The organism is Mucilaginibacter sp. GW822-FHT03E02, from assembly GCF_058801545.1.
The window spans coordinates 202,590-219,245 of the sequence record NZ_JBXANJ010000002.1 but is presented as its reverse complement, the minus strand read 5'-3'; the positions used below and the strand labels follow the sequence as shown (position 1 = coordinate 219,245).

The window sequence follows — 16,656 nt, the reverse complement described above, 5'->3', positions numbered from 1 at the left end:
GAATCAATAAACTAACGTTATGATCAAGAACTATTTAAAAATCGCCTGGCGTAATATCTTAAACAATAAGGTATATAGCGCCATTAACATATTGGGTTTGGCTGCCGGCATGGCGGTAGCACTTATTATTGGTTTGTGGGTGGTTAACGAGTTTTCGTATGACAAGTTTTTACCCAATTACAAGCAATTATACCAGGTTGAAGTGCATTTTACATCGCAGCAGGACGAGCATACCCAGGCCGCTGTTGCTATTCCCCTGGCCGAGGTGTTGCGCAAACAAATTCCCGGCATCAAACACGTAGCCGAAACAGATTGGGTGGGCTGGCAGTGGCACGACCTGTTGGTGGGCAACAAAAAGCTATACCTTGGCGGTGGTGCTGCACATCCCGATTTTTTGAAGATTTTTCAATATCCTTTTGTAAAAGGCAGCGCGAAGGATGCGTTTACCGATCCTAATTCTATTATCATAGATGAGGCCACTGCTACTGCTTTATTTGGCAATGCCGACCCTATAAACAAAGTGATTCGTTATGATAACAGTCATAACCTGAAAGTAACCGGGGTTATTAAAAATATTCCAAAAAACGCAACCAAGCAGTTTAACTTTTTAACGCCCTTTAGCTTTAAAGAACAAACTGAAAGCTGGATGAAAAATGCCCGCGTAACCTGGACAAACAATTCCTTTAATATGTTTGTAGAACTGCAGCCAGGGGTAACCCTGGCGCAGGTAGCCCCCAAGGTGAAAAACCTTGTTTATGATAACAGTGTGCCGATGCGTTTAGCCCATCCGGAGGTGATACTGCACCCGATGAAAGACTGGCACCTGTATACCGATTTTAAAAATGGCAAAGCTGTTGGTGGCTTTATTGATTACGTGCGCATGTTTAGCATCATAGGTATATTGGTATTGCTGATAGCCTGTATCAATTTTATGAACCTGAGTACCGCCCGGTCAGAGAAACGCGCCCGTGAAGTAGGGGTGAGGAAGGCCATCGGCTCGCAACGGAAAGACCTGATCGTTCAGTTCTTAGCCGAATCGTTGCTGATCACTTTTATCGCGTTCCTGTTCTCTATATTAATAGTGCAGTTGGTTATCCCATCGTTTAATGAGCTAACAGGAGGCTTTATAGCTATACCGTATGCTAATCCGCTGTTTTGGGGTATGATGTTATTATATGTGGCCGTAACAGGTTTACTGGCGGGCAGCAGGCCGGCTTTTTACCTGTCGTCATTTAACCCGGTACAGGTTTTAAAAGGAACTATAAAGGTGAGCAAAGCTGCATCGTTACCACGCAAGGTATTGGTAGTATTGCAGTTTAGCTGCTCTATAGCGTTAATTATAAGCACGGTAATTGTTTACCAGCAAATTCAATATGCCAAAAGCAGGCCGACCGGTTACAGCGCCGAAAGGTTAATGATGACCGATATGAGCGGCGACCTGGAAGCCCATTTTGGCGCGCTCAGGAATGACCTTTTAGCAAGCGGATTAGTAGAAAATGTAGCCTCGGCATCAAGCCCGGTAACCAATATATATAGTCACAATTCGCTTGATAAATGGCCGGGCAAAAGTGCCGGTGAAGATCCTGTCAACATCGGATCTATATCCGTGTCTGAAAGTTATTTTAAAACACTTGGAATGACCTTAAAAGCCGGCAGGGATTTTACAAGTAACTGGGCCAATGATACCTCGGATGTGATTTTGAACGAAGCAGCCATAAAGCGGATTGGATTAAAAGACCCGATAAACCAACTGGTAACCTGGAATGGAAGTGCCAAGCCCGTACGTATTATAGGCATTGTAAAGGATGCGCTCATGGAATCGCCTTTTACGCCTATCCAGCCGGCTATTTTTAACCACGGCAGGGGAGGTAATAACATCATGTACCGCCTGGCAAAAAATGTGAGCATTCATGATGCTTTGCCAAAGCTTAACAAAATATTTGATACCTATAACCCGGCTTACCCATACATATACCAGTTTGTTGATGATGAGTATAACCATAAATTTAACCTGGAGCTACTTGTAGGCAAGCTTGCCGGTGTTTTTGCAGGGCTGGCTATATTTATTTCGTGTTTGGGATTATTTGGCCTGGCGGCGTATGTAGCCGAGCAACGTACCAAAGAGATTGGCATCCGCAAAGTATTGGGAGCGTCTGTTGCCAATGTATGGCTGCTGCTGTCAGGTGATTTTATTTTGTTGGTACTTATCAGCTGCTTGATTGCATCGCCTGTTGCGTTTTACTTTTTACGCGATTGGCTGCAAAAATACGACTATCGGATAACCATAGGGCCTGGTGTATTCCTGCTATCGGCATTGGTGGCTATAGTGATAACTTTGATGACCATCAGCTTCCAGGCCATAAAGGCTGCATTAACAAACCCGGTGAAAAGCCTTCGTAGTGAGTAAGCAGTTGTCAGTTTGCAGTTGCAAACTGTCAGGCCGAAAGGTACCAATGAACTAATGAACAAGTGAACCAATGAACTAACATCATGATAAAAAACTATATTAAAATTGCCTGGAGAAATTTAAAGCGTAACAAGGCTTACGCTACTATAAGTGTTATTGGTTTGGCACTGGGTATTGCCTGTGGCATACTAATTTTCACATTGGTTACCTACCATTTAAGCTTCGACACTTTTCATAAGGATTCGGATAGGGTGTACCGCTTGTATACCGAATGGCACGACGATGGCATCGGAAAATCAAATGGTGTGCCACAGCCATTAGGCAAAGCCTTCAGGAATGATTTTACCATAGGCGAGAAAACCGCGAGGGTAATCAATTTTACCGGCACGCTAATTACCATAACTCAGGGCTCCGATGTTAAAAAGTTTCAGGAAGATGACGGTGTGGCTTTTGCCGAGCCTGAATACTTTGATATTTTAAACTTCCCCTTAATAAAAGGCGATAAAAAAAAGCTGCTTGTGGCTCCGGGTGAAGCCCTGGTAACTGAGAAAATTGCGCGTAAATATTTCGGCACAGCTGATGCCATTGGCAAAGTGTTCCGCCTGGATAATAAGGTAAACTTTACAATTACCGGTATCTTAAAAGATTTACCCAACAATACCGACCGCCGGCAACAGATTTATGTATCGTACGGCAATATGGACGAGTACACCGGCAACAAGCGCCGCGAAGATAACTGGGGTGGGGTTTACAGCGGCAGCGAGGTGTTTACCAGGCTTAAAAAAGGAGTTACACAGGCGCAGGTAGATGCAACCACCGCACAAATTGTTAAAAAGCATTACACAGGCCGCGATTTAAAAGTTTGGTTTTTTAAACTACAGCCCCTTAACGATATGCACTTTAATCCCGAACTGAACGGTTATGCTGATAAAAAATACTTATGGGCATTATTTTTCATCGGCCTGTTTCTGATTATTACCGCAAGTGTAAATTTTGTTAACCTGGCAACAGCGCAGGCACTTAACCGGGCAAAAGAGGTTGGCGTGCGTAAAGTTTTGGGTAGTATGCCCGGCCAGTTGTTTTGGCAGTTTATTGCCGAAACAGCTTTGATAACCGTATTTGCGGTATTGGTTGCCATTGGCTTATCGTACATCGCTTTGCCTGCCATTAACCACCTGTTCCAGTCGGAGATGGAATTCGATAAAGGCCAATTAGCTATTTTCATTGTGTTAATTGCTATTGCAGTAGTGTTTTTATCAGGCTCGTATCCGGGTTTGGTGTTGGCACGGTTTCAGCCCATACAGGCACTTAAAAGTAAACTTTCGCAGAAGGACATTGGCGGGTTTTCATTACGCAGGGTGCTGGTGGTTACCCAGTTTACTATTTCGCAGGTGCTGATTATCGGTACTATCATTATAGTATCGCAGCTGCATTATTCGCAAACTGCCGATTTAGGTTTTAACAAGGATGCTATCGTATTATTGCCTATTCCCAAAAATGATAATAAGGCCATTTTAAGCACCATGAAAAACGAGTTAAACCAGGTAAAAGGTGTCGAAAAAGTGACGTATTGCTATAGGGCACCCGCTTCGCAATCAAATAATAGTACCGGCGTTAACTTTAACCACAGGGCCGAGGACGAACATTGGAGTATCAACGTTAAATCGGCAGACGAAAATTACCTTTCAACCTTTGGCTTAAAACTGGTTGCCGGCCGCAACTTTTTCCCCTCGGATACCACGCGTGAATTTGTAGTGAATGAAACAGTTGCCAAAAAGCTAAATATGAAGCCGCAGGATTTGATAGGTAAAATGCTGTCAATTAATGGTAAAGGTACAACAGCCCCTATTGTTGGCGTGGTTAAGGATTTTTATAACTACTCGTTCCACAGCGAAATTTCGCCTGTATGTATTATGCCCAATTACAAAGGTTACTCAACCATTGCTATTAAAATGAATATGCGCAACGCCAAGGCATCGTTGGCATCGTTCGAAAAGGTGTGGAACCAGGGCTTTCCCGAAGAGTTTTACTCGTACCAGTTCCTGGATGACAGTATCAGGAAATTTTATGAACTGGATAATATCCTGCTAACGCTTATTGAAGCTTTTGCGGGTATCGCTATCGCCATCGGTTGTCTTGGTTTGTATGGTTTGGTGTCGTTTATGGCTGTACGTAAAACAAAAGAAATTGGCGTACGTAAAGTTTTGGGCGCAAGCATTACATCTGTGCTTTGGGTTTTTGGCAAAGAGTTTTCCATCTTATTGGTGATTGCATTTGTTATTGCCTCACCGTTGGCGTACTGGGCCATGCATAATTACCTAAAAGATTTTCAGTATAGGATATCCATCGGGCCCGAAATTTTCGTTGAATCCATATTGTTCACGTTTGTGATAGCGGCAATAACGGTAAGCTACAGATCGATATTGGCTGCGCTGGCTAACCCGGTAAAGAGTTTAAGGAGTGAATAATATAGTTCATTGGTTCACTGGTTCATTAGTTCATTGGTCTTTTCTGCTGGATTACGGGACCAGGCCAATGAATCTATTATAGCTTAAAGCTTTTGCCCGTTATGCCCGCGTTCCAATGAACCAATGAACCAATGAACCAATGAACCAATGAACCAATGAACCAATGAACCAATGAACCAATGAACCAATGAACCAATGAACCAATGAACCAATGAACTAATAAAATGATAAAAAATTATTTCAAGATCGCTTTGCGCAACCTGTGGAAGCACAAAGCATTTTCTATTATCAATATAACAGGTCTATCCATAGGGATAACGGCCTGTTTTTTTATTTTTATGTATGTAGGCTTCGAGTTGAGCTATGATAGAATGCATACCAAGGCAGATAGGATTTACCGGCTGGTTACGGATATTAAAACGCCGACCGAAACCATTAACACAGGAGTTACGGCATGGCCATTCGCGCCAAACATTAAGGCCGATTTTCCCGAAGTGGAATCATTTGTGCGGGTGAGCGGCGGCAGTTTTTTGGTAAAAAAAGGCAATGTTAAATTCCAGGAAGAGAAATCCATTTTCGCCGATTCAACTTTTTTCAAAGTTTTTGATTTTAAACTGTTGAAGGGCGATCCCAAAACGGCATTGTCAGAGGTGGCTACTATTGTGTTTTCAGAGTCGGCCGCAAAAAAATATTTTGGCAATACCGATCCTGTAGGGCAAACCGTACTGGTAACCGGCGATGCCATACCCGCCAAGGTAACGGGGGTTATGAAGGATATTCCCGAAAACTCACAAATAAAAGCGGATATGCTGATATCGATGGTGTCGCTTACCCAAAAGTTCAATAAAGGGCTGGATAACCAATGGGCAAATTTTGGGGCGTCGAGTTACCTGTTATTAAAACCGGGCACCGACCCTAAAAGGTTGGAAGCCAAATTCCCGGCATTTTTAGAACGCCGCAATGGCGACGAAGAACGGAAAATGCACATGAGCTACAAATTGTTCCTGGAGCCCATGAAAACGGTTTACCTGTATTCTAAACGCGGCGGCCAGGAATCGGGTAGTATCAACAACGTTTACATATTTACTATTGTGGCCGTTTTTATACTGCTGATAGCCTGTATCAATTTTGTAAATTTAACCACAGCGCGTTCGGTCGAGCGGGCTAAAGAAGTGGGCATCCGCAAAGTTGTTGGTGCCGAAAAGGGACAATTGGCCAGCCAGTTTATAGGCGAGTCGGTGGTGCTTTGCCTTATCGCTTTTGTGTTAACTATCATTTTGTCGGTATTATTTTTGCCCTTGTTTAACCAGCTTGCCGGGAAAACTATCAGCGCCGGAATTTTTTCCAATTGGTATTACGTGCTGATTTTATTGGGTACATCGGTTGCCATCGGTCTTATTGCCGGCATTTATCCCGCATTGGTTTTGTCGTCATTTATGCCGGTTTCGGTATTAAAAGGCCGGTTTGCCAGCAGCAGCAAGGGGAATGTGCTTCGCAAGACCCTGGTAATAGCGCAGTTTACCATTTCGATATTCCTTATTATAGGTACCATTATCGTTTACACCCAAATGAACTTTATGCAAAACCGGGATCTTGGTTTTAGTAAAGACCAGATGCTTATTTTGGATACCAATGGCGATCCGGCCGGGAACGCGCTTAAGGAAGCACTTACATCAATTCCGGGGGTAAAGTCAACCGCAATGTCGTCAAGCGTTCCGGGTGGGGGGAATCCTGGTGCTTATTCAGAGATTGAAAACAAAAAAGGCGATTTGCAAATAGCTAATCTCGACCTGTATTTTGTCGACTGGGATTATGTAAATCAATTTAAAATCAAGATGGTTGCAGGCAGGCCATTCTCCCGCGAGTTTGGCACAGATACGGCCCAGGCCATGTTATTGAACGAGGCCGCGGTTAAATTATTTGGCTACAGTTCACCGCAACAGGCTATCGGCAGGCGCTTTAAACAATGGGGTCGCGAGGGAAAAATAGTAGGGGTGATGAAGGACTTCCATTTCCGGTCCTTACAGGAGGTAATTAAGCCGTTAAGCATGCGTATCGAAATGAAGAACATCTCTTTAATTTCGGTAAAAATGTCGACCCAAAATACTGCGGCAACGCTGGCAGCCATTGAAAATAAATGGAAAATGTTAATCCCGAACAGGCCCTTCAGCTATTACTTTTTAGATGAGTTTTTTGACCGCCAGTACCGGGCCGAGCAGCGCTTTGGCAAACTATTCCTCAACTTTGCAGTGCTGGCCATATTTATATCATGCCTCGGTTTGTTGGGGCTGGCATCGTACAGCACGCTACAGCGTACCCGCGAAATTGGCATCCGGAAGGTATTGGGCGCCACCGTGCCTGGCATTGTGAACATGCTATCCCGGGATTTTATTAAACTGGTTATTATATCCTTCTTTATCGCATCGCCATTGGCCTATTGGTTTATGTACAGCTGGCTCAAAGACTTCGCCTACCGCATTGATATCAGCTGGTGGATCTTTGCTATAGCGGGCATCCTGGCCGCTGTTATAGCCCTTGGCACCATCAGCTTCCAGGCCATCCGAGCGGCGCTTAGCAACCCGGTTAAAAGTTTAAGAAGCGAGTAAGTATATAGGTGAAAGGCGAAAGGCGAAAGATAAAAGGTAGCTGCGCTTGCGGGTATGCCTCAACGATGTGAATCAACCGGCAAAGCCCGGTTGATTCACCTTTCACCTTTCACCTTTCACCTTTCACCTTTCACCTTTCACCTTTCACCTTTCACCTTTCACCTTTCACCTTTCACCTTTCACCTTTCACCTTTCACCTTTCACCTTTCACCTTTCACCTTTCACCTTTCACCTTTCACCTTTCACCTTTCACCTTTCACCTTTCACCTTTCACCTTTCACCATTGTATCATTACCGTACGCCTCATGTTACATAAGCGTACAGTTATTATTTATTTGATTTTGACTAACCTGCTGATAATTAACAGTTTGAAAGTTTGGTATATTATTGATACCTGAATGATAAAATGATTATTATTATTGCTGTTAAGTAAAATTTAAATCACTAATTCACCAACTTATTAATTCACAACAAAAAATGTTATCACTTCAGCATATTTCAAAATACTACCAGGTAAGTGGACTAAAAAATTACGTGCTCAACGACCTGAGCCTTGAGGTTGACGAGGGCGAGTTTATTTCTATCATGGGGCCATCAGGATCTGGTAAATCAACCTTGCTTAACGTTATAGGTATGCTGGATGAGCCAACCGACGGTTATCACTATTTTGCAGGCCACGCTGTACACCAGCTTAAAGAAAAACAACGCTCGGCTTTGTATAAACAATACATCGGCTTTGTTTTCCAGGCTTATCACCTTATTGATGAGCTTACTGTATATGAAAACATCGAAACCCCGCTAATTTACCAGGATTTTAAAAGCTCGGAACGTAAAGCCATGGTTGCCGATATACTGGATAAATTTAACATCGTGGGCAAAAAAGATCTTTTCCCGGCACAGTTATCGGGTGGCCAGCAGCAATTGGTAGGTATTGCCCGCGCGTTAATTGCCAAACCCAAATTGTTATTAGCCGATGAGCCGACAGGTAACCTTAACTCCAAACAAGGCGAAGAGATCATGGAGCTTTTCCGCAAGCTGAACAAAGAAGATAAAGTAACCATTATACAAGTAACCCACTCCGAAAAAAATGCCGAATACGGTACGCGCATCATTAACCTGCTCGACGGTAAAATAGCATCATCAAAACAACTCTGATCATCATATAGTAATGCGATATTTTAAATTTATATTTTTTGGTTTGATAGCACTGTCGGCAACACAGGTACAGGCGCAAACCGATTCTGTTCTATCTATCAGGCAATGTGTTGACATTGCGATAAAAAACAACCTCGACGTTAAAAAAAGTGAGCTTGATATGCAGCGGCTGGAGATTGGCTACAAACAAGCTAAAGAGTATTTGCTGCCTACCATTAGCGGCGATGTTAACCATAGCATCAATAATGGCCGCAGTTTAAATACTTATACCTACAGCTATGTAAACCAATCGCTTACATCGGGTAATTATAGTTTAAATGGCAGCCTTACCTTGTTTAGCGGCCTTCAGAATTTAAATAATATCAAACAAACCTCGCTTTCGTACCAGGCCGGTAAAATGGATTTTCAGCAGGCTAAAGACCAGATAACCATACAGGTTATTACAGCCTACTTATCGGTTTTGGATAACGCAGAATTATTAAACCAGGTAACCAATCAACTGGAAGTATCAAAGAAACAGGTTGAGCGCTTAACCATTTTAGAAAAAGAAGGTGCTAATAAACTGCCCGGTGATTTGTACGATTTGAAAGGTACTTATGGTGATAACCAGCTGAATTTTGTTGCCGCAAAAAGTGCGTTGGAAGTTTCAAAGCTTAGTCTGATGCAAATGTTAAACATTCCGTATAACAAAAACCTGAAGCTTGAACCATTGAGCGTGCAGGATGTAGCCAATAAAACCGATGCATCGTCAGAACAGGTGTATGATACGGCGCTGCAACAGCTGGCTTTCATTAAAGCAGCCGAATTTAGAAGCAGGAGCGCGGAAAAGGGAGTTAAAGTTGCCCAGGGTGCCTTATTACCTACACTCTCGCTGGGAGCCGGTATTTTTACCAACTACTCCAGCGCTGCCCAAAAATCAACTTTTATTGATTCGGCCGAGGTAAATACAGGTTCGTATATTAAAGGGCCGGGCGGAAATCAACCGGTGTATACCAAGGTAGCCAACAACAGCATTCAAAATATTGGTTATTATGATCAGTTTAAAAACAACTATAACACGCAGATAAGCCTGAGTTTACACATCCCGATCTTAAATTACTTCCAGAACCGCAACAAGGTATCCCTGGCAAAGATCAACTACCAGGAAGCAAAGTATGTTGAGAATAACGCTAAGATAGTTTTGAAACAGAGTGTGGAACAAGCTTATCTGAACATGACGCTTGCTTATGAAAGATATACCGTTTTACTTGAACAGGTTAAAGCCTACTCAGAATCATTCAGAATAGCCGAGATACGTTTTAATGCTGGTGTATTAACTTCTGTTGAATTTGTATTAACAAAAAACAACCTCGACCGTACTAAGCTGGCAATGATAAACGCCCGTTACGATTGCTTTATCTACAACAAAATATTAGATTATTACCAGGGCAAGTTAACGTTGTAAAAAAAACAGAAATGTTTTAGGATTTGTAAAAAAGTTTTACATTTATCCCAGAATTTATTTCTGATATGTCCGGTTTATATTTTTGGCGCCATTTGGCCTGATGATATAAGCCGGATTGCTATTTAGGGGTACCGCTAATCTACTTTTTAATTATTTCTAAATAATTTTCATAAATTTATCAGCTAATCATAACCCTTTGAAAATGAAAAAAACATTCTTACTTACATTTAGTATCTGCCTGTTATCTATAGGCTTTGCATCTGCGCAGGTGATACCAAGCTTTTCATTCGGCGCTAAAGCGGGATTAAACTTTTCGGCATTTCCTGCAAACGGAAAGTATGACAACAGCTCCCAGGCCGGCTATTTGGGCGGAGTTTGGGCACGGTTCGGTGCCCTCGGCTTTAATTTTCAACCAGAATTATATGCCACAGCAAAAAACCTTACAATTAAGGACGATGCAGGAAACGAGAACAAAGCTAAGTTTACGAGTTTGGACGTGCCCTTGCTTATAGGCACCAAAATAGGCGCATTTGGTTTAGGCGGACGTTTTTATGGTGGCCCTGTTCTTTCTTTTACTATTAATAAAGATCAAAGTTTTAGCGGAGCGAGCGGCGAAATAACAAAGTTAAACTATAAAGATGCCAACTATGGCATCCAGCTCGGAGCCGGTGTAGATATTAAAGACTTCTCAGTTGATTTAAGATACGAGGCGGGTTTAAATAAACTTGGCTATGGGCCTAATGAGTATTCGCACACACGTGTGAGCATTTTTAGCTTGTCATTAGCTTATAAAATATTTTCACTGTAAAAGTTAAATCCTAACCGATACTATTATAAGGCTTGCCGTAACATGGCGGGCCTTTTTTATTTGCAAACAATTTGCTGATTGTATATCATAAAAACTGTCCTTTTAGTATTATAATTTCAGGCTAATTGGCAATAATAGTATTATACTTATTGTAAGTTGTACACCTATATTTAAATTCCGGTTTTTATCCAACAAAAATCGGTACTGGGTAAAATACAATGAGCATAAATTCAAACAGGATTAAAGTTTTAACAGGCAGGTTAACAGGTATATTTTTATTGCTGTTGATTGCTAAGTTTGGGACTGCCCAAATTAAAGATACCTCATCAAGGCCAATAAGGTTAAATCAAATTGGCTTTTATCCAAATGGCTCCAAAAAAGCAATAGTTTTAAGCGGCGATGGCCGTTCATTTACCATCCGGGCGCTAAATAAACGTATTGTATTCAGCGGTATTTTAAAACCATCTGTAAACCCATCATTCGCTGGCAAAACCACATATATAGCAGATTTTAGCAGCTTTAGCAAACCGGGCGAATACCAGTTGAATGTGGCTGGCTCAGGAAATTCTTATCTATTTAAAATTGCAGGCAATGTTCACCAAAACGTAGCTAAGGGAGTTATCAAAGCCTATTACTTTATGCGGGCATCAACCGCGCTGCCGGTAAAGTATGCCGGTAAATGGAGCAGGGCAGAGGGGCACCCTGATGCTAAAGTATTGGTGCATCCTTCGGCGGCAAGCGATAAACGGCCCGCAGGTACCATTATCTCATCGCCCCGTGGTTGGTACGATGCCGGCGACTATAATAAGTACGTGGTAAACAGCGGCATCAGCACAAGTACGCTGCTCTCATTATACGAGGATTATCCGGCATACATGAAAACCGTTAAGCTTAATATCCCCGAAAGCGGTAATGGCGCGCCCGACCTGCTGAACGAGGTGCTTTGGAACCTGCGGTGGATGCTTACCATGCAGGATCCTAACGATGGCGGTGTTTATCATAAATTAACCAACGCCGTATTTGATAAGTTTGAAATGCCGGATAAGGATACCACGCCCCGGTACGTGGTACAAAAAGGTACGGCTGCGGCTCTTGATTTTGCCGCTGTTATGGCACAAGCCTCCAGGATTTTTAGGCAATTCCCGCAACAAACGCCGGGTCTGACCGATTCATGTCTCATCGCAGCAAAAAAAGCCTGGCAATGGGCCGCTAATAATCCAAACGTTGCTTACCGGCAGGATGAGAATAATAAAAAGTTTAGCCCGGCTGTAACCACCGGCGGCTATGGTGATAACAATTTTACCGATGAATTTATCTGGGCAGCATCTGAATTGTTTGTTAGCACCCGCGATGCTGGTTACCTGAAAAATATCAACCTGTTGCCCGATGATAAAATGCCAGTACCGGCCTGGGGCCAGGTAAAGCTTCTGGGCTATTATACGCTGCTTAAAAACAACGCAGCCGTTCCAGAACTGCCGGAGATCAAAAAAAGATTAATAAATGCCGCCGATGGATTGATCAAAGGTGTGGATGACAATGCTTACCAAACCTCGATGACACTATCTGTCCGGCATTTTGGCTGGGGCAGCAACTCAGATGCGGCCAACCAGGGAGTTTTACTATTACAGGCTTACCGGTTATCGCACAACAAAAATTACCTGTATAACGCGCTGGCCGACCTGGATTACCTGTTGGGAAGAAATGCTACAGGGTACTCGTACGTAACAGGTTATGGCACTAAAACGCCTATGCACCCGCATCACCGCCCATCGGCAAGTGATGGGGTAAACGAGCCGGTACCGGGGTTATTGATAGGAGGGCCAAATCCCGGTATGCAGGATGGTATCAAAGTGCCATCTAAAGTGCCCGACGAAGCTTACATCGACGATACCCAGGCCTATGCAGCCAATGAAGTTACTATAAATTGGAATGCCCCAATAGCATACCTTGCTAACGCGATAGAAGCTTTGCAAAACCAGTTAAGTGTAAAAACGAAATCAACTAACTCAAAACATCTCAAATAAAATCAATCAACAAATGCGAAAAATTTACATAACGGCAGCAAGTTTACTTTTGCTCAATGTAATATCCCCGGCAGCACAGGCTCAAAAAAAGCCGGGGCTGAGCGCTATCGATGCAAAGGTAAATGCCCTGATAGCTAAAATGACATTGGAAGAAAAAGTAGGCCAGATGACCGAAGTTACCTCCGATGTGGTGTCAAAAACAAATGTGGCCGATCATCAGCTGGATGCCGGTAAACTAAAAGAAGCCATCATGAAATACCATGTAGGCTCTATCCTTAACGTAAGCGGGCATGCCTATAGCCGCGAGCATTGGTATGAGGTAATATCAACCATCCAAAAAGCCGCCGGTCAGGACCGTTTAAAAATTCCGGTTATTTATGGTATAGATGCCATACATGGTGTAACTTATACCGTAGGCAGCACGCTGTTTCCGCAGGAAATTGCTGTGGCGGCCACATTTAACCGCGATATTGCCCATAAAGCAGGTGAAATTACTGCCTATGAAACCCGTGCCAGCTATATTCCATGGAATTATTCGCCGGTGCTCGATTTGGGAAAATCGGCCCTTTGGCCACGCATTTATGAAACCTTTGGCGAAGATCCGTACCTGGTGAAAACCATGGGCGCAGCTATCATAAAAGGCTACCAGGGTAACGATGTAGGCGATAAATACCATGTAGCCGCCTGTATGAAGCATTACCTGGGCTATAGCTTTCCGTTAAGCGGTAAAGACCGTACCCCGGCCTGGATCCCTGACCGTTATATGCGCGAATACTTTTTGCCTTCGTTTGCTGAAGCCGTAAAGGCCGGTGCCAAAACATTGATGATCAACTCGGGCGAGATTAACGGTGTACCCGTACATGCCAGCAAATATTTGCTGACCGATGTATTGCGCGGCGAATTGCATTTTGATGGCATAGCCGTTACCGACTGGCGTGATATTCAATACCTGCATGATCGCCACCATATAGCTGCCACCCAAAAAGATGCGGTGATGATTGCGGTTAACGCTGGTGTTGATATGAGCATGGTACCTTACGACTATACTTTTTTTACTTACCTGGTTGAGCTGGTTAAGGAAGGCAAGGTACCAATGGCCCGTATTAATGAAGCTGTACACCGTATTTTGAAAGTTAAGTTCCAACTGGGCTTATTTGAACGCCCGGTTGGCAACCCAGATGATTATCCGAAATTCGGATCGGAAGAGTACCGTATGGCAAGTGTGCAAGCTGCAAATGAGGCCATCACATTGCTAAAAAATAACAATAATGTGCTGCCGCTTAAAAAAGACATGAAAGTGCTGGTAACCGGCCCTACGGCCAATACCATGCGTTCATTAGACGGCGGATGGAGCTATACCTGGCAAGGTGATGAATCGGATAAGTTTGCCGCTAATAAAAACACCATACTGGAAGCTATCCAGCAAAAAATAGGCAAAAACAATGTAAGCTATGAAGCAGGCGCTGGTTTCGACAGCCTGCAAAACATCGACGAAGCCGTTAGTGCCGCAAAAAAAGCCGACGTGGTAGTACTTTGCCTTGGCGAATTATCCTACACCGAAAACGTAGGTAATATTGAAGACCTCAATCTTCCGCCTGCCCAAATTCAGCTGGCACAGGCTCTGGCAAAAACAGGCAAACCGGTAATATTGGTATTGGCCGAAGGCCGCCCACGGATAGTTACCGATGCAGAGAAACTTTCGGCAGCTACAATAATGGCTTATTTACCGGGTAACGAAGGTGGCGATGCTATAGCAAGCATATTATTTGGCGATGTGAACCCATCGGGTAAATTGCCGATAACCTATCCGCGTTTCCCTAACGCTTTAAATAACTATTACCGTAAAAACCTGGAAAATGGCAACCCGGATGATAAACATGGTTACAATCCATTATACGAATTCGGCACAGGTTTAAGCTATACCACATTCAGTTACAATAACATGCATATCAGCAAGCCTGAGCTAAAGGATAACGAAACCTTAACCGTTACGGTTGATGTTAAAAACACCGGGCAGGTTGAGGGTAAGGAATCGGTGCTGTTGTACACCAGCCAGCAATATGCCAGCATTGCTCCGGATACCAAACGTTTAAGGGCGTACGATAAAATCTCGTTAAAACCAGGCGAAACAAAAACGGTATCGTTCAAAATAACCCCGAAAGACTTGGCATTTGTAAACGATATAAGCAAAACCGTAACCGAAGCAGGGGAGTTTAAGATCATGGTAGGCGATCAAATGCAAAGTTTTAACTATGTATCTGCGGTTACGGTTCCATCGAGGACAGGTAAACTATAATTTGAGCTGAAAGTAGAAAGCTCAAGGCAAAAAGCAGGAAAATAAACTAAATGAAGCAGATATTGAAAGATGTAGCCCGGGCGAGATCTTCGATATCTGCTTTCTGTTTTTGATGCCTATTAAAAGCTTTCCGCCTTAGGCTTTCAGCTTTTAGCATTACATTTGTTTGCCGATTATAAATAATAATAACTAAGATGAAGAAGGTTTTGTGCTCTGGTATTTTGCTGTTAAGCTTCCTTAACTTTTCGTGTTCAAAAGGTAAAACAGATAAAACACCAGATCCTGTTGTTGATCCGCCGGTTACCATCGTGAAGGGTGCTGATGTTAGCTGGATTACGGAAATGGAAGCCAAAGGCATCAAGTTTTATGATAAATCGGGCGCTCAGCAGGATTTGTTTGCCCTGTTAAAAAGCCTCGGATTTAATGCTATAAGGTTACGTGCCTGGGTGAACCCAACAAATGGCTACTGTAACACTGCCGACGTTGTGGCTAAGGCGCAGCGCGCCAAAGCCCAGGGTTTTAATATTATGATTGATTTTCATTACAGCGATTGGTGGGCCGATCCGGGTAAGCAAACCAAGCCAGCTGCGTGGGCTGCGCTTGATTTTACTACATTGACTTCAACCCTGTACGATTATACCAAAAGTGTAACGGCCACGCTAAAGGATAACGGCATTACCCCACTATGGGTACAGGTTGGTAACGAAACCAACGATGGTATGCTTTGGGAAGACGGCCGCGCCTCAAAGAACATGGCCAATTTTGCCACCCTGATCAAAAGCGGTTATGCCGCGGTTAAAGAAGTGAGCCCGGCAAGCCAGGTAATTGTACACATCTCCAACGGCTATGATAACGGCCTTTTCCGCTGGATGTTTGATGGGTTGAAAGCCAACGGAGCCAAATGGGATATCATCGGTATGTCGTTATACCCATCCAAAACAAATTGGGCCGATTTGGATTCGCAATGTTTAACCAATATGAACGATATGGTTTCCCGGTATTCAACCCCGGTTATGGTGGTTGAGGTAGGGATGGAGGCCGGCGCACCGACAGAATCTAAGGCTTTCCTGTCGGATATTATCAGCAAAGTAAAATCTGTAAATGGCAGCAACGGCAAAGGCGTTTTTTATTGGGAACCCGAAGCCTATAACAGCTGGCAGGGCTATGGTTTAGGAGCTTTTGATACTTCCGGAAAACCTACTATAGCCTTGGATGCGTTTGCCAATTAAAGTCTGATCAAACGAGCCAAACTTACGAAGTTTTAAAAACTTCGTAAGTTTTTCGTCTACTGTAGCCAGGGCAAACGCATCTAATTGGGTTAACATAACTTAACATATTTTAAATAAATAATTTACAAGTATTTGATAATCAATATTTTATATTTTATCATGATTAACACTAAACTGATAGCACAATTTAGGCCCATCCAAATATCTGTGCCTGTTGTT

General features: G+C 43.2%; 9 protein-coding genes. All 9 read left to right on the top strand.

From position 1 onward, the window contains the following. Nucleotides 1–19: 19 nt before the first annotated feature. The gene (locus AC1RM2_RS27860; RefSeq protein ID WP_492988428.1) at nt 20–2,407 is read left to right on the top strand and encodes an ABC transporter permease; all 2,388 of its coding nucleotides are present in this window, start codon (nt 20–22) and stop codon (nt 2,405–2,407) included. An 83-nt stretch (nt 2,408–2,490) separates the two neighbouring features. Beyond that, a complete protein-coding gene (locus AC1RM2_RS27855) occupies nt 2,491–4,875 on the top strand; it encodes an ABC transporter permease (RefSeq protein WP_492988427.1) in 2,385 nt (794 codons plus the stop codon). A 224-nt stretch (nt 4,876–5,099) separates the two neighbouring features. Beyond that, the gene (locus AC1RM2_RS27850) at nt 5,100–7,481 is read left to right on the top strand and encodes an ABC transporter permease (protein WP_492988426.1); all 2,382 of its coding nucleotides are present in this window, start codon (nt 5,100–5,102) and stop codon (nt 7,479–7,481) included. 477 nt (nt 7,482–7,958) lie between these two features. Beyond that, nucleotides 7,959–8,636, top strand: a complete 678-nt coding sequence (locus AC1RM2_RS27845; protein ID WP_147060076.1) for an ABC transporter ATP-binding protein — start codon at nt 7,959–7,961, stop codon at nt 8,634–8,636. Between the two features lie 13 nt (nt 8,637–8,649). Then, on the top strand, nt 8,650–10,080 hold the full coding sequence (locus AC1RM2_RS27840; protein WP_492988425.1) for a TolC family protein: 1,431 nt from the start codon (nt 8,650–8,652) through the stop codon (nt 10,078–10,080). A gap of 202 nt (nt 10,081–10,282) precedes the next feature. Next, nucleotides 10,283–10,888, top strand: a complete 606-nt coding sequence (locus tag AC1RM2_RS27835) for a porin family protein (protein ID WP_492988424.1) — start codon at nt 10,283–10,285, stop codon at nt 10,886–10,888. 218 nt (nt 10,889–11,106) lie between these two features. Further along, nucleotides 11,107–12,912, top strand: a complete 1,806-nt coding sequence (locus AC1RM2_RS27830) for a glycoside hydrolase family 9 protein (RefSeq protein ID WP_492988423.1) — start codon at nt 11,107–11,109, stop codon at nt 12,910–12,912. A 13-nt stretch (nt 12,913–12,925) separates the two neighbouring features. Further along, nucleotides 12,926–15,208 (top strand): glycoside hydrolase family 3 N-terminal domain-containing protein, encoded by a 2,283-nt coding sequence (locus tag AC1RM2_RS27825; protein WP_492988422.1) that lies wholly within the window; start codon nt 12,926–12,928, stop codon nt 15,206–15,208. 194 nt (nt 15,209–15,402) lie between these two features. Continuing rightward, nucleotides 15,403–16,437, top strand: a complete 1,035-nt coding sequence (locus AC1RM2_RS27820; protein ID WP_492988421.1) for a glycoside hydrolase family 53 protein — start codon at nt 15,403–15,405, stop codon at nt 16,435–16,437. Nucleotides 16,438–16,656 lie beyond the last annotated feature (219 nt).

Excerpts from the sequence above, each read along its gene's own strand:
- AC1RM2_RS27840 (WP_492988425.1), top strand. The coding sequence starts at position 8,650 with ATGCGATATTTTAAATTTATATTTTTTGGTTTGATAGCACTGTCGGCA.
- AC1RM2_RS27855 (WP_492988427.1), top strand. The coding sequence starts at position 2,491 with ATGATAAAAAACTATATTAAAATTGCCTGGAGAAATTTAAAGCGTAAC.
- AC1RM2_RS27850 (WP_492988426.1), top strand. The coding sequence starts at position 5,100 with ATGATAAAAAATTATTTCAAGATCGCTTTGCGCAACCTGTGGAAGCAC.
- AC1RM2_RS27860 (WP_492988428.1), top strand. The coding sequence starts at position 20 with ATGATCAAGAACTATTTAAAAATCGCCTGGCGTAATATCTTAAACAAT.
- AC1RM2_RS27830 (WP_492988423.1), top strand. The coding sequence starts at position 11,107 with ATGAGCATAAATTCAAACAGGATTAAAGTTTTAACAGGCAGGTTAACA.
- AC1RM2_RS27845 (WP_147060076.1), top strand. The coding sequence starts at position 7,959 with ATGTTATCACTTCAGCATATTTCAAAATACTACCAGGTAAGTGGACTA.
- AC1RM2_RS27835 (WP_492988424.1), top strand. The coding sequence starts at position 10,283 with ATGAAAAAAACATTCTTACTTACATTTAGTATCTGCCTGTTATCTATA.
- AC1RM2_RS27825 (WP_492988422.1), top strand. The coding sequence starts at position 12,926 with ATGCGAAAAATTTACATAACGGCAGCAAGTTTACTTTTGCTCAATGTA.
- AC1RM2_RS27820 (WP_492988421.1), top strand. The coding sequence starts at position 15,403 with ATGAAGAAGGTTTTGTGCTCTGGTATTTTGCTGTTAAGCTTCCTTAAC.